General features: G+C 64.1%; 22 protein-coding genes, 4 tRNA genes and 1 riboswitch. Of the genes, 10 read left to right on the forward strand and 16 right to left on the reverse strand.

What is annotated here, in order from left to right; translation table 11 throughout:
• Nucleotides 1-202 precede the first annotated feature (202 nt).
• Together hemQ and ABW18_RS01395 are read left to right on the forward strand one after the other, a co-directional pair.
• Nucleotides 203-898 (forward strand): hydrogen peroxide-dependent heme synthase, encoded by a 696-nt coding sequence (gene hemQ / locus ABW18_RS01390; RefSeq protein WP_049697214.1) that lies wholly within the window; start codon nt 203-205, stop codon nt 896-898.
• A gap of 20 nt (nt 899-918) precedes the next feature.
• Nucleotides 919-1,605, forward strand: a complete 687-nt coding sequence (locus tag ABW18_RS01395; RefSeq protein ID WP_049697215.1) for a haloacid dehalogenase type II — start codon at nt 919-921, stop codon at nt 1,603-1,605.
• Nucleotides 1,606-1,618: 13 nt separating this feature from the next.
• On the opposite strand, the gene msrB is transcribed toward ABW18_RS01395, so the two are convergent.
• Nucleotides 1,619-2,065, reverse strand: coding sequence for a peptide-methionine (R)-S-oxide reductase MsrB (gene msrB, locus ABW18_RS01400; RefSeq protein WP_049697216.1), 447 nt, complete (start codon nt 2,063-2,065; stop codon nt 1,619-1,621).
• Between the two features lie 81 nt (nt 2,066-2,146).
• Here msrB and ABW18_RS01405 point away from each other — a divergent pair, with 81 nt between their 5' ends.
• The 5 genes from ABW18_RS01405 (at nt 2,147) to ABW18_RS23455 (ending at nt 7,242) form a co-directional block, all read left to right on the forward strand.
• Nucleotides 2,147-2,929, forward strand: a complete 783-nt coding sequence (locus ABW18_RS01405) for a crotonase/enoyl-CoA hydratase family protein (RefSeq protein WP_152929976.1) — start codon at nt 2,147-2,149, stop codon at nt 2,927-2,929.
• A 5-nt stretch (nt 2,930-2,934) separates the two neighbouring features.
• Complete coding sequence (locus ABW18_RS01410) at nt 2,935-4,896, forward strand: acetoacetate--CoA ligase (protein WP_152929989.1); 1,962 nt, start codon at nt 2,935-2,937, stop codon at nt 4,894-4,896.
• Complete coding sequence (locus ABW18_RS01415; RefSeq protein WP_049697218.1) at nt 4,893-5,792, forward strand: 3-hydroxyacyl-CoA dehydrogenase NAD-binding domain-containing protein; 900 nt, start codon at nt 4,893-4,895, stop codon at nt 5,790-5,792. The genes ABW18_RS01410 and ABW18_RS01415 overlap by 4 nt, the downstream gene beginning before the upstream one ends.
• Before the next feature lie 85 nt (nt 5,793-5,877).
• Entirely contained in the window at nt 5,878-6,744 is an 867-nt protein-coding gene (locus tag ABW18_RS01420; protein ID WP_049697493.1) for an amidohydrolase family protein, read from the forward strand.
• A gap of 174 nt (nt 6,745-6,918) precedes the next feature.
• Entirely contained in the window at nt 6,919-7,242 is a 324-nt protein-coding gene (locus tag ABW18_RS23455; protein WP_414651993.1) for a MarR family winged helix-turn-helix transcriptional regulator, read from the forward strand.
• Here the strand turns inward: ABW18_RS23455 and ABW18_RS01430 are convergent.
• From ABW18_RS01430 to ABW18_RS01440, 3 genes are all read right to left on the reverse strand, one after another.
• Nucleotides 7,174-8,379, reverse strand: coding sequence for a glycosyltransferase family 87 protein (locus tag ABW18_RS01430; RefSeq protein ID WP_049697220.1), 1,206 nt, complete (start codon nt 8,377-8,379; stop codon nt 7,174-7,176). The two genes, ABW18_RS23455 and ABW18_RS01430, sit on opposite strands and share 69 nt — an antisense overlap.
• Nucleotides 8,380-8,468: 89 nt before the next feature.
• On the reverse strand, nt 8,469-10,082 hold the full coding sequence (locus ABW18_RS01435) for an alpha/beta hydrolase (protein ID WP_235434261.1): 1,614 nt from the start codon (nt 10,080-10,082) through the stop codon (nt 8,469-8,471).
• A gap of 14 nt (nt 10,083-10,096) precedes the next feature.
• Complete coding sequence (locus ABW18_RS01440; RefSeq protein WP_049697222.1) at nt 10,097-10,849, reverse strand: dihydrofolate reductase family protein; 753 nt, start codon at nt 10,847-10,849, stop codon at nt 10,097-10,099.
• Nucleotides 10,850-10,884: 35 nt separating this feature from the next.
• On the opposite strand from ABW18_RS01440, the gene zapE reads away from it, so the two are divergent.
• Nucleotides 10,885-11,901: a cell division protein ZapE gene (gene zapE, locus ABW18_RS01445; RefSeq protein ID WP_049697223.1), complete on the forward strand. Its 1,017-nt coding sequence runs from the start codon at nt 10,885-10,887 to the stop codon at nt 11,899-11,901.
• A gap of 168 nt (nt 11,902-12,069) precedes the next feature.
• Entirely contained in the window at nt 12,070-13,047 is a 978-nt protein-coding gene (locus tag ABW18_RS01450; protein WP_049697494.1) for an alpha/beta hydrolase, read from the forward strand.
• Nucleotides 13,048-13,087: 40 nt separating this feature from the next.
• Here ABW18_RS01450 and ABW18_RS01455 read toward each other — a convergent pair whose 3' ends face one another.
• The 6 genes from ABW18_RS01455 to ABW18_RS01480 form a co-directional block, all read right to left on the reverse strand.
• Nucleotides 13,088-13,630, reverse strand: a complete 543-nt coding sequence (locus tag ABW18_RS01455; protein ID WP_049697495.1) for a GNAT family N-acetyltransferase — start codon at nt 13,628-13,630, stop codon at nt 13,088-13,090.
• Between the two features lie 245 nt (nt 13,631-13,875).
• The gene (locus tag ABW18_RS01460; RefSeq protein ID WP_049697224.1) at nt 13,876-14,085 is read right to left on the reverse strand and encodes a hypothetical protein; all 210 of its coding nucleotides are present in this window, start codon (nt 14,083-14,085) and stop codon (nt 13,876-13,878) included.
• A 23-nt stretch (nt 14,086-14,108) separates the two neighbouring features.
• Nucleotides 14,109-14,882, reverse strand: coding sequence for a 3-oxoacyl-ACP reductase (locus ABW18_RS01465; protein WP_049697225.1), 774 nt, complete (start codon nt 14,880-14,882; stop codon nt 14,109-14,111).
• A riboswitch (TPP riboswitch) is annotated at nt 14,876-14,972 on the reverse strand. (Overlaps the previous gene by 7 nt.)
• A gap of 147 nt (nt 14,973-15,119) precedes the next feature.
• Nucleotides 15,120-15,194 (reverse strand) — tRNA-Val (locus tag ABW18_RS01470).
• Nucleotides 15,195-15,213: 19 nt separating this feature from the next.
• Nucleotides 15,214-15,287: transfer RNA gene (locus ABW18_RS01475), tRNA-Cys, on the reverse strand.
• 22 nt (nt 15,288-15,309) lie between these two features.
• Nucleotides 15,310-15,382, reverse strand: a tRNA-Gly gene (locus ABW18_RS01480).
• Nucleotides 15,383-15,616: 234 nt separating this feature from the next.
• Between ABW18_RS01480 and ABW18_RS01485 the strand changes: the two genes are divergently transcribed.
• Nucleotides 15,617-15,688, forward strand: a tRNA-Val gene (locus ABW18_RS01485).
• Between the two features lie 85 nt (nt 15,689-15,773).
• Here ABW18_RS01485 and ABW18_RS01490 read toward each other — a convergent pair.
• The 6 genes from ABW18_RS01490 to ABW18_RS01515 form a co-directional block, all read right to left on the reverse strand.
• Complete coding sequence (locus tag ABW18_RS01490; RefSeq protein ID WP_049697496.1) at nt 15,774-16,034, reverse strand: Ada metal-binding domain-containing protein; 261 nt, start codon at nt 16,032-16,034, stop codon at nt 15,774-15,776.
• An 8-nt stretch (nt 16,035-16,042) separates the two neighbouring features.
• Nucleotides 16,043-16,696, reverse strand: coding sequence for a 2OG-Fe(II) oxygenase (locus ABW18_RS01495; RefSeq protein WP_049697497.1), 654 nt, complete (start codon nt 16,694-16,696; stop codon nt 16,043-16,045).
• A gap of 279 nt (nt 16,697-16,975) precedes the next feature.
• Nucleotides 16,976-17,569 (reverse strand): DinB family protein, encoded by a 594-nt coding sequence (locus ABW18_RS01500; RefSeq protein WP_049697226.1) that lies wholly within the window; start codon nt 17,567-17,569, stop codon nt 16,976-16,978.
• 116 nt (nt 17,570-17,685) lie between these two features.
• A complete protein-coding gene (locus tag ABW18_RS01505) occupies nt 17,686-18,249 on the reverse strand; it encodes an NADPH-dependent FMN reductase (RefSeq protein WP_005206064.1) in 564 nt (187 codons plus the stop codon).
• Between the two features lie 74 nt (nt 18,250-18,323).
• Complete coding sequence (locus tag ABW18_RS01510) at nt 18,324-18,590, reverse strand: hypothetical protein (protein WP_049697227.1); 267 nt, start codon at nt 18,588-18,590, stop codon at nt 18,324-18,326.
• On the reverse strand, nt 18,587-19,192 hold the full coding sequence (locus tag ABW18_RS01515; RefSeq protein ID WP_049697228.1) for a recombinase family protein: 606 nt from the start codon (nt 19,190-19,192) through the stop codon (nt 18,587-18,589). Before ABW18_RS01515 ends, ABW18_RS01510 begins: the two co-directional genes overlap by 4 nt.
• Nucleotides 19,193-19,424 lie beyond the last annotated feature (232 nt).

Here is a 19,424-nt window from a genome sequence, read left to right on the forward strand (position 1 = left end):
GGGCGTGAGCGCCAGCGAGCACCCGAGTCGAGACCACCCCGCCCAACTCCGCTGGTCGAGCGGGCGTGAGCGTCAGCGAGCACCCGAGTCGAGACCACCCTGTCCAATTCCGCTGGTCGAGCGGGCGTGAGCGTCAGCGAGCACCCGAGTCGAGACCACCCTGCCCGGTTCGCGGACGCGCGCCGGTGGCACCATTGATCTCATGAGCCGCCTCGACTACTCCGCCCTGAACTCGACGATCCGCTACCTGATGTTCTCGGTCTTCGCTGTGCGCCCAGGCGAGCTCGGCGACGACCGTGACCAGGCCAAGTCGGACGCCACCGACTTCTTCAAGTCGCTGGAGGACGAGGGCGTGGTCGTGCGCGGCGTGTACGACGTGTCGGGACTGCGTGCAGATGCCGACTTCATGATCTGGTGGCACGCCGAGCACATCGAGCAGTTGCAGGCCGCCTACAGCCGATTCCGTCGCGAGACGCTGCTCGGCCAGGCGTGCGATCCGGTGTGGAGCGCAGCGGCGCTGCACCGGCCGGCAGAGTTCAACAAGAGTCACGTGCCTGCCTTCCTCGCCGGTGAAGAAGCCGGGAAGTACATCTGCGTCTACCCGTTCGTGCGCTCTTACGACTGGTACCTGCTACCCGACGAGGAGCGTCGGGCGATCCTCGCGGAACACGGCAAGGCTGCTCGTGGTTACAAGGACGTCAGGGCCAACACGGTCGCGTCGTTCGCGCTCGGAGACTACGAGTGGTTGCTCGCCTTCGAGGCGCCGGAGTTGCACCGGATCGTCGACCTGATGCGCGATCTGCGCGCCACCGAGGCTCGCCGTCACGTGCGCGAGGAGATTCCGTTCTTCACGGGACCACGCGTCGAGGTCGTCGACCTCGTCGACGCGCTGCCTTAATTCCCGAACAAGGAGGGCACGTGGTCAAGGTCCTGGCCGTCGACACTTTCGGCACCGTCACCGATTGGCATTCGGGTGTGAGCGCCGTTCTGGCCGAACAGTTTCCGACTGTTGACAGCTCGCAGCTCGCGCGCGACTGGCGAGACACCTACGCGCCGGCGCTGGAGCAGATCGAATCGGGTGCCAGACAGTGGACACTGCTGGACGATCTGCACCGGGAGTCACTGGACGCGTTGCTGCGAGACTCCTACGGCATCACGGCGACTTCGACGCAGCTGGACACGGCCGTCTACGCCTGGCACGTCATCCCGGGTTGGCCCGACGCCGCAGATGGGATTCGCCGCCTGACGTCGAAGTTCGTCGTCTCCTCGTTGAGCAACGGCAACGTGGCGCTACTCGCCGAGATGGCCAAGCACAACGGATTCGATTGGGACTTCCTCGGTGGTGCCGACCTGTGGCGGCATTACAAGCCGTCGCCGGAGGTCTACCTCGGGATCGCGCGCCTCATGCAGGTGGAGCCGTCAGATGTCCTGATGGTCGCGACGCACGCGTGGGATCTCGACGCGGCTCGCGCGTGCGGACTGCGCACCGCCTATATCGAACGTCCCCGCGAGTGGGGTCCGGTACACAAGGACGAAACCCCGAATCCCCTCGACGACCTCCGCGCCACGGGCTTCGACGACCTGGCCGATCAGCTCGGCTGCTGATCGGCCCGACCGGTCAGCTCTCGTCCGGCTCCAGCGTCATGCTGATCGAGTTGATGCAGTACCGCAGGTCGGTCGGGGTGTCGTAGCCCTCGCCGGCGAAGACATGGCCGAGGTGCGAGCCGCAGGTGGCACACAGCACCTCGGTGCGTCGCATCCCCATCGAGTCGTCGGATCGCTCGATGATCGCGTCGCCCGCCAACGGTGAGAAGAACGACGGCCAGCCGCAGTGGGAATCGAATTTCTGGTCGCTGCGGAACAATTCGGCACCGCACGCCCGGCAGCGGTAGACGCCGGTGGTCTTGGTGTCGGTGTACTCGCCGACGAACGGCGCTTCGGTGCCCGCCTGCCGCAACACGCGGAACTCCTGCGGGGTGAGGCGCTCACGCCATTGGTCGTCGGTGAGGTTCGCCAGCTGCTCGGGGCTCTCAGATGCCGACTTTCCAGAGGTCTCAGATGTCATGACTCAACGGTACGTCGTTGGTCTCTTGACTAAAGCCAACACGTAACTGATACTCAGGAAACCTGAATATAAGGAGACCTGATGAGTTTGAGTTTGCCCGACACGCTGCGTCTGCGAGTCGCAAACAACGTTGCTGTTCTCCACCTGGCACGCCCGGAGAAGCGAAACGCTCTCGATGACAAGACGATCGTCGGAATCGAGGGGTTCTTTCGCAATCTGCCCGCCGACGTACGTGCCGTCGTCATCACCGCGGAGGGCGACCATTTCTGTGCAGGACTGGACCTGTCCGAGATGGTGGACCGTTCCGCGATCGAGGGGATAGCCCATTCTCAGATGTGGCATCGCGCTTTCGCGGAGATCGAGGACGGACCAGTGCCCGTCATCGCGGTACTCAAAGGTGCCGTCATTGGTGGCGGCCTGGAGCTCGCCGCAACCGCTCACATCAGGGTGGCCGAGAAGTCGACGTTCTACGCGCTTCCGGAAGGGCAGCGCGGGCTGTTCGTAGGCGGTGGTGCATCTGTGCGTGTACCGCGGCTTATCGGAGTGTCGCGCATGACGGACATGATGCTTACCGGACGGCGATACGACGCGCAGACAGGCGAGCGGATCGGGTTGAGTCAGTATGTTGTCGACGACGATTCGGGTCTTGACTTCGCCGTCGAACTTGCCGGCCGTATCGCGCAGAACGCGGAGCAAACCAATTTCGCCATCACGCGGGCTCTCCCGCTGATTGCCGAGGCAAACCCTCGCGAGGGGTACCTCATGGAGTCGATGATGGCGGCGCTTGCGCAGGGAACTGACGACGCCAAACACCGCATGCAGGACTTCCTTGCGGGACGAACTGCGAAGGTGGAACTTCCGTGACGACCATGACAACTGAACTCGACATTCTTTGGGCACCAACTGCACACAGTATTGACCAGACCGAGATAGGCCGGTTCATGGCCTGGCTGCGAGAGAACCGAGGTCTGGAGTTCAGCTCGGCGCAGGGTTTGTGGCAGTGGTCGGTGGATGATCTTGACGGTTTCTGGTCGGCAATCTGGGAGTTCTTTTCGATACGCAGTCACACCCCCTACTCGTCCGTTCGCACGACCGAAACCATGCCGAATGTCGAGTGGTTTCCAGGCGCGACGCTCAACTACGCGGAGCACATGGTTGGGGCCGATGCTGATCTGGATTCAGTTGCAGTGCTTGGCCGTTCGCAGACTAGGTCGAATATCGATCTGACCTTTGGCGAGCTGCGAGCCCAGGTTGCCATGGCGCGCGCAGTATTGCGGAAGCTGGGAGTGAAGAAAGGAGACTGCGTCGTAGGTTACCTTCCCAACATTCCCGAGACCCTCGTCGCTTTTCTCGCGACAGCTAGTCTCGGTGCGACGTGGGCGACATGCGCAACCGAGTTCGGGGCGCGCAGCGTCATTGATCGTTTCGGACAGATCGAGCCCGTTGTATTGTTGGTCGCTGGCGGATATCGGTTCGGCGAGAAGGACATCGACCTGACGGAAAGCGTCGCGACGATTCGCTCGGGGCTGCACAGCGTGCGTACGGTGATCGACATCGAATACGGGCCGTATCGGGTAGATGACAGCCTGTCATGGACTGGCTTGCTCGCGGAAGAGTCAGACGCGACACTCGAATTCGAGCCGGTTCCGTTCGGCCATCCCCTGGTTGTCCTGTTTTCCTCGGGGACGACAGGAAAGCCGAAGGCGATCGTTCACGGCCACGGGGGACTGCTCCTCGAACACCTAAAGAATGATGCGCTGTCCTGGGACCTCCATCCGGGAGATCGGATGCTGTGGTTCACCACGACAGCGTGGATGATGTGGAACGCACTGGTGTCGGCGCTTCTCACCCGCTCCAGCATCGTGATGATAGATGGCAATCCGGCCCATCCGGGCCTGCGTTGGCAGTGGGAACTCGCCGAGGAGACCGGCGCAACAATGATGGGCGCTGCACCCGGATTTGTGATGGGTTGCCGCGCAGCGGGTATCGAGCTCGCAGGCCTGGAGCTGTCCGTCCGGACTGTCGGTTGTGCAGGTTCTCCGCTGCCCCCTGAAGGCTTCGATTGGATCTATGAGCAGTTGGGTCCCGATGTAGTACTCAATGTGGGTTCTGGTGGCACTGACGTGTGTACGGGCATCGTGCAGAGCAATCCGCTCCTTCCGGTCATCCGAGGTCGGATCTCTGGGCGGGCGCTCGGCGTCGCGGCATACGCGTTCGACGACGCAGGCGAGCCGGTCCTCGACAGAGATGGCGAGCTCGTGATCACCGAACCGATGCCGTCGATGCCGGTCCGGTTGTGGGCCGACGACGACGGTGACAAACTCCGATCGACCTACTTCGACCGGTGGCCAGGCATGTGGCGTCATGGAGACTGGATCAGCTTTGCGGGCGACGGTAGCTGTGTGGTTACTGGGCGCTCCGACGCAACGCTCAATCGCGGTGGCGTCCGACTGGGGACGGCAGAATTCTACCGTGTCGTCGAAGAGATGCCCGAGGTGCGCGACAGTCTCGTAGTGCACCTCGAGGACCCGGAAGGTGGGAACGGTCGACTCCTGCTGTTCGTTGTGCCAGCCGTGCGAGCGACCCTCGATGATGCTGTGAAGCAGCGTATCTCGCGTGAGCTACGCACATCGCTCTCGCCGCGGCACATTCCGGACGAGATTCACGAAATCGACGTTGTCCCAAGGAATCGCACCGGGAAGAAGCTGGAGGTTCCTGCCAAGCGCATTCTCGCGGGAACGGCGCTCAGCGAGGTCGCAGCGCCGGACGCGCTGGCTGATCCAACGTCACTTGATCCGTTCGTCGAGCTCTCCAAGGAGCTGACCCGATGAGCGCGGAAATCCGGGCCGCCGGCGTTGTCGGTGCGGGCGCGATCGGGCTGAGCTGGATCAAGTTGCTCGCCCGCCAACAGATTCCGATCGTGGTTGCCGATCCTGACCCCGCGACGCCCGAGCGGGTCCGATCTGTGGTGGGCGAGTGCTCGACAGTGACCTACGTTGACGACGCCGCCGACGCCGCGCGCCGCGTGGACATCGTTTTCGAGGCGGGACCCGAACGCATCGACGTCAAGCGGACGCTATTTGCGGCGATGGATGCTTCCGCGCCCCCTGAGACCGTCTTGACCAGCAGTTCGTCGGGTTTCACTCCAAGTGAGATCCAGGGTGACTGCACCCGTCCCGAGCGTGTGGTGGTGGCGCACCCGTTCAACCCGCCGGATCTTGTCCCCTTGGTCGAGGTCGTCGGGGGTAAGGCCACCGACGAGTGGGCAGTGGAGAAGACCATGCGAGTGTTGGCCAGCCTCGGAAAGCGTCCGATCAGGCTGCGACAGGAACTTCCGGGGCACGTCGCCAACCGGCTGCAAGCGGCATTGTGGCGAGAGGCTTACCACCTGATCGGGCAGGGCGTCGTGTCGGTTTCGGACCTCGACGAAGCGATCGCCTACGGTCCTGGATTGCGGTGGGCATTGCTGGGACCGATTGCCACGCAACACCTTTCCGGAGGTGCTGGTGGATTGCGTCATGTACTCGACCATTTGGGACCCCCGATGGTGGAGTGGTGGGATGACCTCGGCAGTCCAATACTCGACCGTGCATTGGTAGACCGCTTGGTCAGCGGGGTGGAAGCAGAACTCGACGGTCAGGAGGTGCAGGTGCGGGAACGCCGTGACGAGGCGCTACGCCAACTCCTCGTGCTCAAGACTCGTTCTGGCCTTGCGGATGAGGCTTGAGGCACCTCAATTGCCACACAACGCATCTGGAGAATTGATGCGTTCCCGATCGAAAGAGGACGCGGTGAAACGCTACGAACCCAACATTGACCTGCCCGGACTGCGCGCGATCGACGTGCATGTGCACGTAGAGCAAGACGATCACGGCCATCTCTCCCTCGATGGTGAGCTGATGGAGGCCTCTGAGGCATACTTCCGGGGAAGTGAGAACCGCACGCCGACGGTGGCCGACCTCGCCGCCCGATACCGCTCGTCGGGAATGGCCGCAGTGATCTTCACCGTCGATGCGACTACTGCGATGGGGCATCCAGCGTTATCAAGCGAAGAGATTGCAGCCGAGGCAGCCGAGCACGCCGACGTCCTGATTCCGTTCGGCTCTGTCGACCCGCATCAAGGGGCCGAGGCTGTGGAGCGCGCTCGGCGCCTGGTGATCGATCACGGGGTTCGTGGTTTCAAGTTCCATCCGAGCGTGCAGGCCTTTGATCCCTCGGATTCTCGGTACTACCCGCTCTGGCAAGCGATCGAGGAGTTGGCGGTACCCGCGCTGTTCCACACGGGTCAGAACGGTATAGGCGCGGGGCTTCCGGGGGGACGCGGTATCAAACTGCGCTACTCGAACCCGATTCTCCTCGACGACGTCGCCGCCGATTTTCCGCATCTCACCGTCATACTGGCGCATCCGTCGGTCCCGTGGCAGGCAGAGGCGATCTCGATGGCGACACACAAGGCCAATGTCTTTATCGATCTTTCTGGCTGGCGACCCAAATACTTTCCGCCGGAACTGATTCAGGCCGCCAATGGGCTGCTCCGCACCAAGGTCATGTTCGGTACCGATTACCCGCTCATCACGCCCGAAAGGTGGTTGACTGACTTTGAACTGCTCCCGATTGACGCTGACAAGCACGAGCGAATCCTCAAACTGACAGCAGCCGGAGTTCTCGGGCTGAGCTGACCTGCCATGGCGCGGTCTCACTACCCTGTGACCATGAGTCGAGAACCGAGCCTGCTATATCAGGTCAAGCAGGTTGAATTGGCTGTACGTGCTCAACTCGACGACGTGGTACGCCCATTCGGCCTCACGACCACGCAGTACACCGCGATGACCGTGTTGGAGCGCAGCCCGGACATGACGTCGGCGCGGCTGGCTCGCAGTTCGTTCGTCACTGCACAAAGCATGGCAGACATTGTCACCGCACTGTCCGACAGCGGATTGATAGAACGGCACAGAGACGCCAAAGACCGTCGCAGGCTGGTTCTTTCGCTCACTGCGCGTGGCCGAAAGGTGTTGGAGGACTGTCGTGGCCCGGTCGCTGCACTACAGGAACGGATGGTTACGGGACTGAGTGACGGCGCGGTTGAGGACTTCCGTTCCGCGCTCACACTATGCCGTCAAAACCTCGGCGCTCCCGATCCGGGCTCGACGCACGTCGAGATAGCGGAACAGCAGTGAGCAGAACACGGCGATCATCAGCAGCGACCAGCCGTAGGTGACCTTGTTGTACTCGAGCATCCAGCCGAAGGCCGTCCATTCACGCGAGTAGAACGAGTCGAAGGTCATGCAGCCGTATATCCCGAGCCATGCCGGCCAGTTGCGGATGGTCGAGCCCGGGATCAGGACAGTCATGATCAACGGGAACAGCAGCATCGAGTAGTAGCCCTGACCGAGCGCGCCCACGAGGAACGTGGTGGTCAGCAGCACGCCCGACGATGTGGTCAGCCACAGCAGTTCGTTGGTCGTGCGGTAGTAGCGGTACAGGAACCACAGCGAGAACACGGCCATCAGGACGAACGCGATGCGAAGAACGAGGACCAGCCACGGCGCCACACCGAAGTAGGCTCCGTTGCCCGCGATCGAGCTGTTGTAGTAGTCGCGCGCCTCGCCGAGGTAGGGGAGGGTTCGGTCGATGAAGGCTCCCGGATCCGCGGACAGCGGCCACGCGATGATCGTCAGGACCAGCGGGACGCCGATTCCGGTGACCAGGATGCGCCACTGGCGGTTGAGCAGCGGGAGCAGTAGGAGGGGGGCGAGCACCGGCTTGACGGCGATGGTCAGCCCGATCGGTACACCGGCCCACCAATCCTGACGCTTCATCATCAGGAGCATGAACGCCGACATGCCAAGCAGCACAAAAGCATTGAAGTTGGTGAAGATCAGAGTGTGGGCCGTCGACTCCGTCATGAAGAAGAAGAACAGGATGGTCGGCAAGACCCACGACTTGAGTGAGTAGCCGAAGAGTTTGGTGAGAAGAAGCGCCGAGATCACCAGCGCAAGCACACTGACCCCGATGAAGGTCCAGCGCGCGGTCTGCGGATCGAGCACCGAGATCGGTGCCATCAACAACGTCCCGGACGGCGGATACAGATAGTGCGGGTCGACGGTGTTGAGGTTCTCGTTGTACACCGGCTGGTTGTTCATGAACCGCAACGCGGCCTGGTAGACGGGCGTGAAGTCGTCGGTCCGGTCGCCGTTGATGGCGAGAATCACCGACCGATGAATCGCCGTCATGATCGTGAGCGGCCACAGCACCAGCGGGATGATCCGCTGCACCGTCATCTGCGGGTAGAGAATCCTGTCGAGAGAGGCCACCCGCGAACCGTACTACGAGTGGTGCCCGACACCGCGTCGGCCCCGCCGTGCCTGCGGCGGAATCCTGTGATGGGTTCGGCGGGACTCGGTCAGGTCGGGCAGCCGCGTTCTGACGGTCCGCTCAGCGGTGCCTGCTTGACGTAATCGGAGACCGCGTCGGCTGCGCAGTCGCTGCGGGCGAGCACCGAGTAGCCGAGCCCCTCCCACGTCACGCTGACCGAGTCTGCGCCCGCCTTGGTCAGCAACGTGTTGACCGTCGCGATGCCGCCGCCACCATTGACCGGGTCTCCGGTGCCGTTGAGCAGCAGCGGCGGGACCGGGTACGAGTTCGGCGGATTGACCACGGGCGTCGACGCCCAGCCGAGGCACCTACCGAGCGACAGTGCCGAGTTGTTACCGGTGAGCGGATTCTGTTTGCTCCAGGTCGTTGCGAGGCCGGGGATCTCGTTCTGGCCGATCGGTCCGGAGACGTCGTTGCAGGCTGCGACGAGCTGCCCGTCGGACTCGCGCAACGAGGCGGCGTCGTCGGCGAATCCGGCTAGCGCGCGGGTGTCGCCGCGGTCGGCGGACGCGATGGCCGATGCCACCGAGTTGATTCCGTCGGGGGTGTTGGGTGCGAGTGCGAGTGCCGTGGTGATCGCGGCGAGCGCATCGGTGTCGGATATGCCGCCCAGCTGACCGTTGCGTCCCTTGTCGAGCACGCTCTGCATCGTCTGGGTTCCGTTGGCCCCGAAGGCGCAGGAGGGCAACGAGGAACAGCGCTGGGCGAAGGTTCGCAACGCGGCCTGGACTCCGGTCGCCCCGCTGGCAGCGGTGTCACGAGCATTCGCACCGAAGGGTGTGGGTGTGTCGAGGATGATGCGCCCGGTCCTGCCGCCGTATTGGGCGGTGTACGCGATGACCACATCGGACCCTTCGCCCACGCCGATCAGCCCGAGCCTGTCGACTCCCCAACGCTCGCGCAGCGACTCCAGATCGGAGGCGGCGTAGGAGATGCCGAAGTGTAGTTGGTTGGGGGTCAGCGTCTCGGTGCAGCCATCGGCCGCGGACGACGCTGCGGCGGAGAGACGCGTCAGCCGCGCAGACGTGTCCGACGACCCACCCTCGAGGCCGTTGTTCCGGATCGTCGAGCGTTCGTCGCGCGTCAGGCAGTCGAGTGCCCCGCTGCGTTCGATCCCGCGCCTGTCGACCGCGACCACCGGATTGCTGGCGAGGAGTTTCTTGCCCGCGCCGCCTGCGAGGAGCAGCAGTGTGCGCGACGACGGCAGGTCGGAGCCCGACGTCAACACCAAGGGCGGAGCGTCGGCGGGCGTGTCGGCTGCCCGGGCGCGCGTCAACGCGACTTCGATGGTGTCGCCGGGACGGTCGGGATCTATGGGCGAGGGCAGAGTGGCGCACTCGATGGTCACGCCACTCGGCGCAGACGTCGAGTAGTCCCGCGCGACCCGGCTGCCGCACTCGCGCCAATCGAATTCGTTGCGCGGCTTCTGCAGTGCGGGGATCTGTGGCGCGGCACTCGACGACGCCGGAGACTGGTTGCCCCCGCCATCGCCCGCGGGCACCAACCCCGGTCCGGTGTCGGGGCCGACTGCGCATGACGACACGACGAGCACCGTTACGAGTGCGGAGACGACACCGATCACGACTTTCCAGGAGCGACGGGGTTGCCGGGGGTGTCCGTGTCGGCCTCGCGCAGATCGCATGTGGGCGAGCGTAGTCAACGGCTCCACCGGCTGAAGACGTAGCCGTCGTTGTCGGTCAGGAGGTGCACGAGCCGCAGATGGTGCAGCGTCGCGGCGTCGCGATCGCTGTGTGAGATACGTGGGGCGTCGCCGGATACCAGGTTGGGGCTGACAGTGAGACACAGCTCGTCGACGAGATCGGCGTCGACGAACGAACCGAGCAAGCTGGGGCCGCCCTCGCACAGAATGCGTGGGCTGCCGGTCGCCGTGAGGTAGTCGGTCACCTGGTGGAGATCGAGGGCGTCGTCACCGCAATCGACGACAGTCGCACCCGCGTCGGCCAGGCGAGCGCGACGGGTGGCGTCGGCCTGGGATGTGGTGATGACGACGGTGGCGGGGTCGCTCAGCGGCGCGAAGTCGGGGTCGACCGTCAGCGACCGGGTGATCAGGGCAAGCCGAGGAGCGGGCGACTGGCCCGCGGCCGATCGGCGCGCGGCGAACGAAGCGTCGCGTTGTGGTTGGCCGTAGCCCTCGTCGATCGCTGTTCTGGCGCCCACGAGGACGACGTCGCACAATCCACGAAGGACCCGGAAGACGGCTTTGTCGCCTGCGCCACCGAGCCCCCCGGACTTGTCCTGAAACGACGCCGCGCCGTCGAGCGTGGAGATCATGTTGGCTCTGAGCCACTGGCCGTCGAGGTCGGTGGGATAGGCGTACAGATCGGCGATCCCGTCGACGTCGTCGTCGGGAGATAATGTGACCTGGGTCGCTTTCTGCAGGTAGAGCATCTCGTCCCTCCGATGGTTATCGCTAGGCTCCCGGTATGGTGGCCAGTCTTGTCGACCGCAGTCCGGTCGTGTCTCCCGACGCTCTTATCGATGAGATGGTGCCGCCACCGACTTTTGACGAGGTCAGCTTCGACACCTACATCCCCGACCCGAACGAGCCTACGCAGTCGCAGGCCGTCGACGCCGCTCGCGACTTCGTGACGCGCGCACGCAAGGTCAGGGGCGGTAAGAAGGGACTGTTCTCCCGCAACAAGCAACAGCAGGGCGTCGGGCTCTACCTCGACGGCGGGTTCGGCGTCGGCAAGACGCACCTGTTGGCGTCGATCTACCACGCGATGCCAGAACCCAAGTCGTTCGCGACGTTCGTCGAGGTTACGCACCTCGTCGGCGCGCTCGGATTCATGCAGGCCGTCGAGCGGTTGTCCGACCACTCGGTGCTGTGCATCGACGAGTTCGAACTCGACGACCCCGGCGACACCATGCTGATCTCGCGACTGCTCGCCGAACTCACCGCGCAGGGTGTGTCGATCGCCGCGACGTCGAACACGCTGCCCGGGCAACTCGGTGAGGGGCGCTTCGCAGCACAGGACTTCCTGCGGGAGATCCGCAAGCTCGCATCCGTCTTCGACACCATCCGCGTCGACGGACCCGACTACCGCCATCGCGACCTACCGCCTGCACCCGACCCGCGCAGCGACGCCGACCTCGTCGCTCTCGTAGAGTCGACGCCCGGCGCGACCCTCGACGATTTCGACGCCCTCTGCGAGCACCTGAGTACGTTGCATCCGTCGAAGTACAAAGCGCTGGTCGACGGTGTGTCCCTTGTCGGTATCCGTGACGTGCATCCGGCCAAGGATCAATCGGTGGCGCTGCGCCTGGTCGTTCTCGCCGACCGGCTCTACGACGCCGACATCCCCGTGACGGTGTCGGGTGGGAAGCTCGACGAGATCTTCACCGACGAAATGCTTGCCGGCGGGTACCGCAAGAAGTATCTCCGTGCGACGTCGCGACTTCTCGCGCTGTCGCGGTCGTCGGAAACGGCGATCGGCTAGCACCGACTGTCAGCCGATTTCCAGTGTTCGAGTGTTCACTGAAGTCAGTCGTGCTTTACTTACTCCTCAGTAGTGTAGTCGGTGTCGGGGGACGGGAATCTGCGCTCATGAGCGGGGTGCGTCGGCGTCTCGTATGACTCGACCCTGGGGGTAATTGTGCGGATCGTGATGACGGCGGCTGCTGCGTTGGTCGCGGCACTCTTTGTGGGAGTGGCGATTTCGGCTCCGGCCTCTGCCGAACCCCTGGGCTCGACCGACGCGTCGCGCATTGAAGCGGTGAGCATGGCGAGCGCCACGCGCGCTCAGGTGACGACGTACTCCGCAGCGATGAAGAGGCGGATCACTGTCAGCGTGCTGTTGCCTCGGGATCGCTCGACGCCACGTCCGACTCTGTATCTTCTCGACGGGATCGACGGCGGTGTCTACACCAACTACACCGAGAGCGGCTGGACCTATCAGACAGACATCGAAAAGTTCATGGCCGACAAGCAGGTCAATGTGGTGCTCCCGATCGGAGGCACGGGCTCGTACTACACCGATTGGCGGTCGAACGACCCCATCCTCAAGAACAACCGGTGGGAGACATTCCTGACCAAGGAACTCCCGCCGCTGATCGCGAAGCGCTTCGACACCAACGGTGTGAACGCGATCGGTGGGCTGTCGATGGGCGCACTCGGCGCGATGTCGATCGCGGTTCGCAACCCCGAGATGTATTCGGGCGTCGCGGCATTCAGCGGATGCCTCGATCAGGGGACGCCGGATTTCCGTCGCGCGACAGCGGCGACGGTACAGACGCGCGGCGGCAACCCGGACAACATGTGGGGACCGATCACCGACCCGCTGTGGACCGAACACGACCCCGCAGAACACATCGCAGCACTGCGCGGAAAGCCGATCTATGTCGCTGTGGGCGACGGACTTCCTGACCTCTCGCTGGGCCTCGCTGGGATCGCCTCGCCGGTCGGTGGCGCACTCGAGCGCGCCGCGCTCGAGTGCACGACGGCATTCAAGCAGAAGGCCGATCAGGCGGGCGTGAAGATCACCTACAACTTCCGGCAGGGTCTGCACTCCTGGGGCTACTGGAACCAGGATCTGCACCGCGCATGGCCGACGATCGCGAAGGCGCTCGACGTTCCCGTGCGCTGACTCGGTCCCGGCGCGCCGACTCGGTTCCGGAGCGCCCAGTCTAAAGGCGTCGGGTCAGGATGAAGTCGTGCTCGATGCTGCCGTTGAGGTCGAACGTCTTGACCCCGGCACGCTCGAATCCCATCTTCGTGTAAAAGCGTTGCGCGCGAACGTTTTCCTGGTTGACGCCGAGCCAGACGAGCACGCTGCCGCGATCACGGGCGGTCTCGATCGCGGCGCGCATCAGCAACTGTGCAGGCGGGTCGGTGCGACCGCGTGAGTGATGGTCGGGGAGTACGTACATCTTCGACAGCTCGGACGACGGTGTCTCCACGACCACCGCTGCGACGTCGGGGTCGGTCGGGGGCCGGTGGTGCACGAGCGAATAGCCCACCGTCGTGCCGTCGGATGTGCGTGCGATCAACACGTCACTCTCGTCGCTGGCGATGTAGGCAGCAAAGTTCGCTTCGGCCAGGTTGGTCGTGATGAACCCGGCGATGTCGTCGGGCGCCGAGTGCGGCGGACAGGCCAGCGGGAAGGTTGCGGCAGCTACCTCGGCGACGACGCCTGCGAGTGAGGGGTCGACCACGACGTCGACGGCCACGGCGCTCTGGGAATGCTGTTCGGGTGCAGCATCGCCGGCCACCTGGCTGGTCGGATGTGGTGGCACAGGCGGCGCTACTTCTTTCCGCAGGTGCAGTTGGCGCCGCACGAGCACTCGGGCCCGCAGGTGCAGTCGGGGTTGTCGCAGCCGGGTGTCATATCAGCAGTCATGCATACGATTCTACGACCGCGCCGAGGGCGTCGGAAGGCGATCGGCGGGCTCAGATGCACGACGAAGCCCTGGATTCACCCCAGTGAGAGTCGCCACGAGCCCGCGTAGATCTCACGGAGTTCGGTCACCTCATATGGCATCGCGCCCTGGCCCTCGGTGGTGATGGCGTTGACGATGAGCATGCCGTCGGTGATCTCCCACTTGTACTGGTCCCCGTCGAATGCGGCCTCGCGACCTGATGAGTCGACGACGGTGAAGCTGCCCGGGCGGTAGTCGATGTTCATGCTCGCAGTATGCCTGTCGACGTTCAGTCCTTGACGAGGCCGCCGTCGACGACGAGGTTCTGTCCGGTGACCGCCCGCGACCACGGAGAGAGGAAAAACAGTGTGGCGTCGGCGAATTCCTCCGGTGTGGTGACCGACCGCAGGGGAGTGGACGCGGCGATGGCGTCGAAGATCTCTGGGGGTGTCGCTGCGCTCGCGTCTGTGGTGCGCAAGAGTCCGCCGGAGACCATGTTGACGGTGATGTTGTCCGGGCCGAGGTCGGCGGCCAGCGTGCGCGTCAGCGCCAGGAGTGCGGCCTTGGCGGCTGTGTAGTCGTGGTAGGGGACGACGGGATTCTGCACGAGGTTGGTGCCGATGTTGACAATGCGCCCCTTACCGGCTTCGCGCATGCCCGGAAGCGCCGCCTGTACGACAGTCAGTGCGCCGCCGACGATTCCGCGAAACTGCGCGTCGAGTTCTGCGGTGGTGATGGTGTCGGCGGTTGAGCGGGCGTCGCCGTTGAACGAATAGTCGGGAAGGGCGTTGTTCACCACTGCCGTGATAGGCGCGCCGAAATGGGTTGTCGCAGCATCGATCATCGTCTGAACCGCGTCGGGGTCGGTCACGTCGGCTTCGACGGCGAGTGCTCGGTCGCCGAACTCTGCTGCCAGCGCAACTGCCGCGTCGGCGCTGCGTCGATAGTTGACGACCACGCGCGCACCCTCACGCGCCGCGGCGCGTGCGAGGGTTGCGCCCAGTCCGCGGCCCGCGCCGGTGATCAGTACGACGTGCTCGGAAAGAGGCAGCGCTGCAGGCATTTTCGGACCATCCCTTCGCCAGTGCTAACTGGAGCAGGTTCTGCGGGTCTGATCTCAGCCGACCTTGTGTCGGCACCCCGTGTCAGTCTGGCAATCAGACCGCACTCGGGTGGCGAACGCAAGCACCGCTTAAAGTTGCGTGGGATCCTCGGGGGCATTTTTGTACCCGTGGATCCCACACAACTGCGCCGAGGGGCCGGGGAACAAAAAGATCCCGCTGCGAACAGCGGGATCTGATGGTGCGCGATACTGGGATTGAACCAGTGACCTCTTCCGTGTCAGGGAAGCGCTCTCCCGCTGAGCTAATCGCGCGGGTATGAAATTGGTGGTTTGGAGGTGGCGACGGGAATCGAACCCGTGTACACGGCTTTGCAGGCCGTTGCCTCACCACTCGGCCACACCACCAGATGCGAGTCGACTCGCGCCGAGCGGATGACGGGATTCGAACCCGCGACCCTCACCTTGGCAAGGTGATGCGCTACCAGCTGCGCTACATCCGCATGCTTCGCGAGCAGATCTTGTGGACCATTTGTTGCTCGCGATGCGATGCAGAACATTATCCGACCGACACGCTTCTAACAAATCGCCTGGTCAGAGCCTCGGAAAGTGGGAAGTGTGCAGGCGGAGAGTGTCGCGATGGCACCAAGACGCACCCTTGGGCCGCGATTTGGGTTCCCGGCGTCGATCCGTGTAGTCTTTGCCCTCGTGCACCGACGCCTTTGCGCGTCGCGCGCGGTCCCGTGGCTCAGTGGAAGAGCGTCCCGTTCACACCGGGAAGGTCGCTGGTTCGATCCCAGCCGGGACCACAAGAATGTCGCTGCTCGGTGGGTTGTCTCAACGCCGAGCACTGTGCCCGACAGGGTTCCCTGACCGGCAGTACCTGCGCCGTGATCACTGCGCCTGCCTCCAAGCCCGGTATTTTTCCGGCAGGCACACCGCGCACGGACGGAACCCTGCTGCGATCGCGGTCGCTTCGTCGGCGAAGAAGACGCGATTGTTCACGTATCCGCCCCGGGCTATCGTCCGCAGCGCAGAGGTGCAATCCAACTCGCCGTAGATGCGGCTACGTCGGTGTCCGCCAAGGCTTCCCGGTGTCGAGCTCCTGTGTGGCTTCCGATCCGCACCGAGGAGCACGTACGTCTTCTCCTCCACCTCCACAGCTACGCGGCGTCGTGAAAGACCAAGGCGAGGGTGATGCGTTCGCCGGAGCGGACGGCCGAGACTCCGTGTCGGATCGGAGCTGCCGACCACCCGCGCTTCGACTCGACGGGACGGTCTCGGGTGGTGAACACGTAGCCATGACCCTGCGGCAGCAGGAACGCGGTTCCCCGTGACTGTGCACGTGGGCGTTGTTCGAGCAGCAGGAACTCCCCGCCGGTGTGGTCGACTCCGGGGTTGCTGAGATTGATGACCACCTGCAACGGAAACACGAGGTCGCCGTAGAGGTCCCGATGCAACGCGTTCCAGTCCCGCTCACCGTACTTCAACAGGATCGCCGTCGACTTCGTCTGGCCCGCTGCGTGGCACATCGCCAGCCATTCGTCGAGGGTGTCCGGCCAGATCGGGTCGCGGCCGAGCTTGGTCCACCAATCCCGAGCAATGGTCAGCAGTCGCGGATAGAGCGCCTGTTTCAGACGCTCGACCGGCTCCGGGTAGGGAGTGTCCAGGTATTTGTACTGGCCCTCCCCGAAGCGGTGACGACCCATGTCGACCGTAGCGCGGAAGACGTCGTCGGCGTCGTACAGCGCTCGGAGCTCGTCGACTTCGGGTGCGGTCAGTAGCCGGGGGAGAAGCGCACCGCCGTACTCGTTCACCTCGGCGGTGACGCTTCGCCAGTCGGCCGACTCGACACGCTCCGAGTACGCCTCCCCGGCTGTCGCCCTCGTGGAGCTGACGCTGCTGTGTGCGCCGGCGTCAGCCCCACGATTTCCTTGCCTCTCCGCGGCTGTGGTCACGTGTCCTCCCAGGTCGACTAACAAGCGCGTCCTGCGCCCTCACCGGGTAGTCGCGACAGCGGGCTGAAACGTGAGATGAGATTTACACCAGCACGGTTCTCGGTGTTGCCGAGCACCTCGCCTGCGTGACAACCCCTTTCATGCTCCGATGGTCCCCGCGGCAGGCTCGTAGGGCGTGAAGAACTGATTCGCGGGCACGCCCTCGAGGGTCATCACCAGAGCGGGCACGGCCATGCCGTCGATCTGCTCTCGGATGATGTCGGCGTGTCCAGCATGGCGCGCGTACTCCTCGATGAGGTGAATGAGGAAGTAACGCAACCGGATGGGTTGCGGCTCGAGCCGGCCGTACCACGGCGCGGGCGGCGCAATCGCGTCGGCGTCCGGGTCGCTTGCCAGGATCAGTCGACGCAGTTGCGCACGCGTGGTGTCGAAGTCGCTGAGCAGGTCGTCGACCGACTCGTCCTCGCCCACAACGAAACCGGCGAGGTAGTCGGCGAAGCCATCGGCGTCGACCGTCGGCGTGACGTCTTCACCGGAGAGTCGCTCGACTGCCCCACGCATGCCGTCGAGAGTGTGCTTGATCAGGCCGCCGATGGAAAGCTCGCTCCGACAAGGGGTTTCGCGCAGCTGCGCCTCCGTGAGGCCGAATGCCGCGGCGCGGATCGCGTCGAGCTGCTGATCCACGTAGTTGGCGATACCGGTCGCTTCGTTGTCGCGCTGCGGTGAATACATCGAGATGCTCCGATCAGAGGTGGTGTGACTTCTGATCAGAGCCTCTCAGCGATTGCGGTCGGTTTCGGTCCGCAATGAAATAGTGACTGTCAGCTCCGAAGCGGTGCCAACGCTCGTCATCCGCGAAGCGGTGCCAAGGCTTCTGACAGCTTCACGATCTCGTCGAGCTGAGCCTTGACCACGGCGCTTTGCTGCTCGTTCGGCTCGAAGATGCCGTCGTCGGTCAGTTGCTTCTGCGGGAAGTTGATCTCGACGTTGCCCTTGGTCATGACGAGCCCGAGTGCTGACACGACGACCCGCAGCGCGACCTGGGCGCGTGTTCCGGCCGAGTTGCCGCCCCAGTTGACGAAGCCGACTGGTTTGCGATCCCACTCGCTGTGGAGGTAGTCGAGCGCGTTCTTGATGGCGGGGGAGTAGCTGTAGTTGTACTCGGGGAAGACGAAGATGAACCCGTCCGCTGCCTCGACGCGAGCGCTCCACGCCTTGGTGTGGTCCTTCACGTAGTTCTTGAGTCGCGGATGGTTCGGCTCGTCCATGAACGGAAGATTGAGCTCTGCGAGGTCGACGAAGTCGACGTCGTAACGGTCGTCGGCATCGGCTGCTGCCTTGACCCATTCGGCGATGGGGCCGCCGATCCGGCCTTCGCGGACACTTCCGAGAATGATCATGAGTCTGGTCATAAGAGTCTCTATCTCTGTTGGATGTGCAAGCGGTGTCTGCGCCATCGATGGTAGTCAGGACGTGCACCCGACAGTCAGCGGCGGACCCGCCTCACGAAGCCGTACAGCGCGGCGCGGTACCCGCGTTCGTAGCTCTGCGTGATGTCGGGAATGTCGCCTGAAGCGAGCGCCGACGACGCGTGGTGACGTGCCCAGGTGTCCGGCATGGTGGCGAGATACGTTGTCGCATCGTCGAATCCGCGTTGGAACGCGTCCTCGTCGACTGTGTCGTCGGCGAGCGACGACTGATGCGTCGTCGGGGGCGTCGACGACGGAAACGCCACGATTCGGCCGCTGGTCATCTGGTGGCTCTCTTTTCTGCGAGTGTGCGGTACAGGGTGGCGCGACTGACGCCGAGTACGGCGGCAATTGTCGGGACGGAATCGCCGTTGTCGCGAAGGCGTCGTGCGAGTTCGACCTGCTCGTCGGTCAGCGCTCGTGGCCGCCCGAGGTGCCCGGTTCGATGACGATCGCCGGGGCCGCGCGCTCGACGCCCGACGGCGCTCATCTCGTCGTTGGCGACTGCGAGCGACGCGAGAACGCCGACCAGCGTCGAACCGGCGTCGTCGTGCGTGCTCAGACCCTCGCGGAGGGCTTGTATCCCCACGTCGTGTTCGGTGAGCGTGCGGATGGTCGCCAGGACTTCGTCGGCGGAGCGTCCCAACAGGTCCATGCTCACAACGATCAACACGTCGCCCGGGCGGGCGTAGTCGACAAGGGCGTCGAAGCCAGGTCGTTGTGCCGCAAGGACTCCCGCGTCGGTGTCGTCCGTGTAGATCCGACGCTGAGCGACGCCGTGCGAGACAAGGGTGTCGACCTGTTCGTCGAGGGCCGGCGCCGCAGCACTCGCACGCGCGTATCCGAGCAGCATGTGCTGCGCGGACGACGGAGGGGGCTCTGTCATGTCCAACAACCTATCGCAAAACTCGACGCAAAATGAGATTAGGCGACGGCGTTTCGAGACTGGCCAACCAGCGCGCGAGACTGGCTCGAGCTGAAGGCATTCACGAGAAACGTATCGGAGTCACGGAAGGCGCGCCAGTACGGGACTTATGAGACACAAGATCAGATTACGAGACGACTATTCGAGATATCTTCCGGATCGGGTCCACCCGGCGTCGTCGCGGCGTACTGTC

This window comes from Gordonia jacobaea (genome assembly GCF_001186365.1).
In the GTDB taxonomy this organism is placed as follows: Bacteria; Actinomycetota; Actinomycetes; order Mycobacteriales; family Mycobacteriaceae; genus Gordonia; species Gordonia jacobaea.

What these genes read in the sequence shown, in the direction of transcription:
- ABW18_RS01510 (WP_049697227.1), bottom strand. Translation starts at nt 18,590, where the DNA reads ATGACCAGCGGCCGAATCGTGGCGTTTCCGTCGTCGACGCCCCCGACG.
- ABW18_RS01505 (WP_005206064.1), bottom strand. Translation starts at nt 18,249, where the DNA reads ATGACCAGACTCATGATCATTCTCGGAAGTGTCCGCGAAGGCCGGATC.
- ABW18_RS01515 (WP_049697228.1), bottom strand. Translation starts at nt 19,192, where the DNA reads ATGACAGAGCCCCCTCCGTCGTCCGCGCAGCACATGCTGCTCGGATAC.
- ABW18_RS01440 (WP_049697222.1), bottom strand. Translation starts at nt 10,849, where the DNA reads ATGCTCTACCTGCAGAAAGCGACCCAGGTCACATTATCTCCCGACGAC.
- ABW18_RS01410 (WP_152929989.1), top strand. Translation starts at nt 2,935, where the DNA reads ATGACAACTGAACTCGACATTCTTTGGGCACCAACTGCACACAGTATT.
- ABW18_RS23455 (WP_414651993.1), top strand. Translation starts at nt 6,919, where the DNA reads ATGACGTCGGCGCGGCTGGCTCGCAGTTCGTTCGTCACTGCACAAAGC.
- ABW18_RS01460 (WP_049697224.1), bottom strand. Translation starts at nt 14,085, where the DNA reads ATGAACATCGACTACCGCCCGGGCAGCTTCACCGTCGTCGACTCATCA.
- ABW18_RS01465 (WP_049697225.1), bottom strand. Translation starts at nt 14,882, where the DNA reads ATGCCTGCAGCGCTGCCTCTTTCCGAGCACGTCGTACTGATCACCGGC.
- zapE (WP_049697223.1), top strand. Translation starts at nt 10,885, where the DNA reads ATGGTGGCCAGTCTTGTCGACCGCAGTCCGGTCGTGTCTCCCGACGCT.
- ABW18_RS01415 (WP_049697218.1), top strand. Translation starts at nt 4,893, where the DNA reads ATGAGCGCGGAAATCCGGGCCGCCGGCGTTGTCGGTGCGGGCGCGATC.
- msrB (WP_049697216.1), bottom strand. Translation starts at nt 2,065, where the DNA reads ATGACATCTGAGACCTCTGGAAAGTCGGCATCTGAGAGCCCCGAGCAG.
- ABW18_RS01500 (WP_049697226.1), bottom strand. Translation starts at nt 17,569, where the DNA reads ATGTATTCACCGCAGCGCGACAACGAAGCGACCGGTATCGCCAACTAC.
- ABW18_RS01450 (WP_049697494.1), top strand. Translation starts at nt 12,070, where the DNA reads ATGACGGCGGCTGCTGCGTTGGTCGCGGCACTCTTTGTGGGAGTGGCG.
- ABW18_RS01405 (WP_152929976.1), top strand. Translation starts at nt 2,147, where the DNA reads ATGAGTTTGAGTTTGCCCGACACGCTGCGTCTGCGAGTCGCAAACAAC.
- hemQ (WP_049697214.1), top strand. Translation starts at nt 203, where the DNA reads ATGAGCCGCCTCGACTACTCCGCCCTGAACTCGACGATCCGCTACCTG.
- ABW18_RS01435 (WP_235434261.1), bottom strand. Translation starts at nt 10,082, where the DNA reads ATGCGATCTGCGCGAGGCCGACACGGACACCCCCGGCAACCCCGTCGC.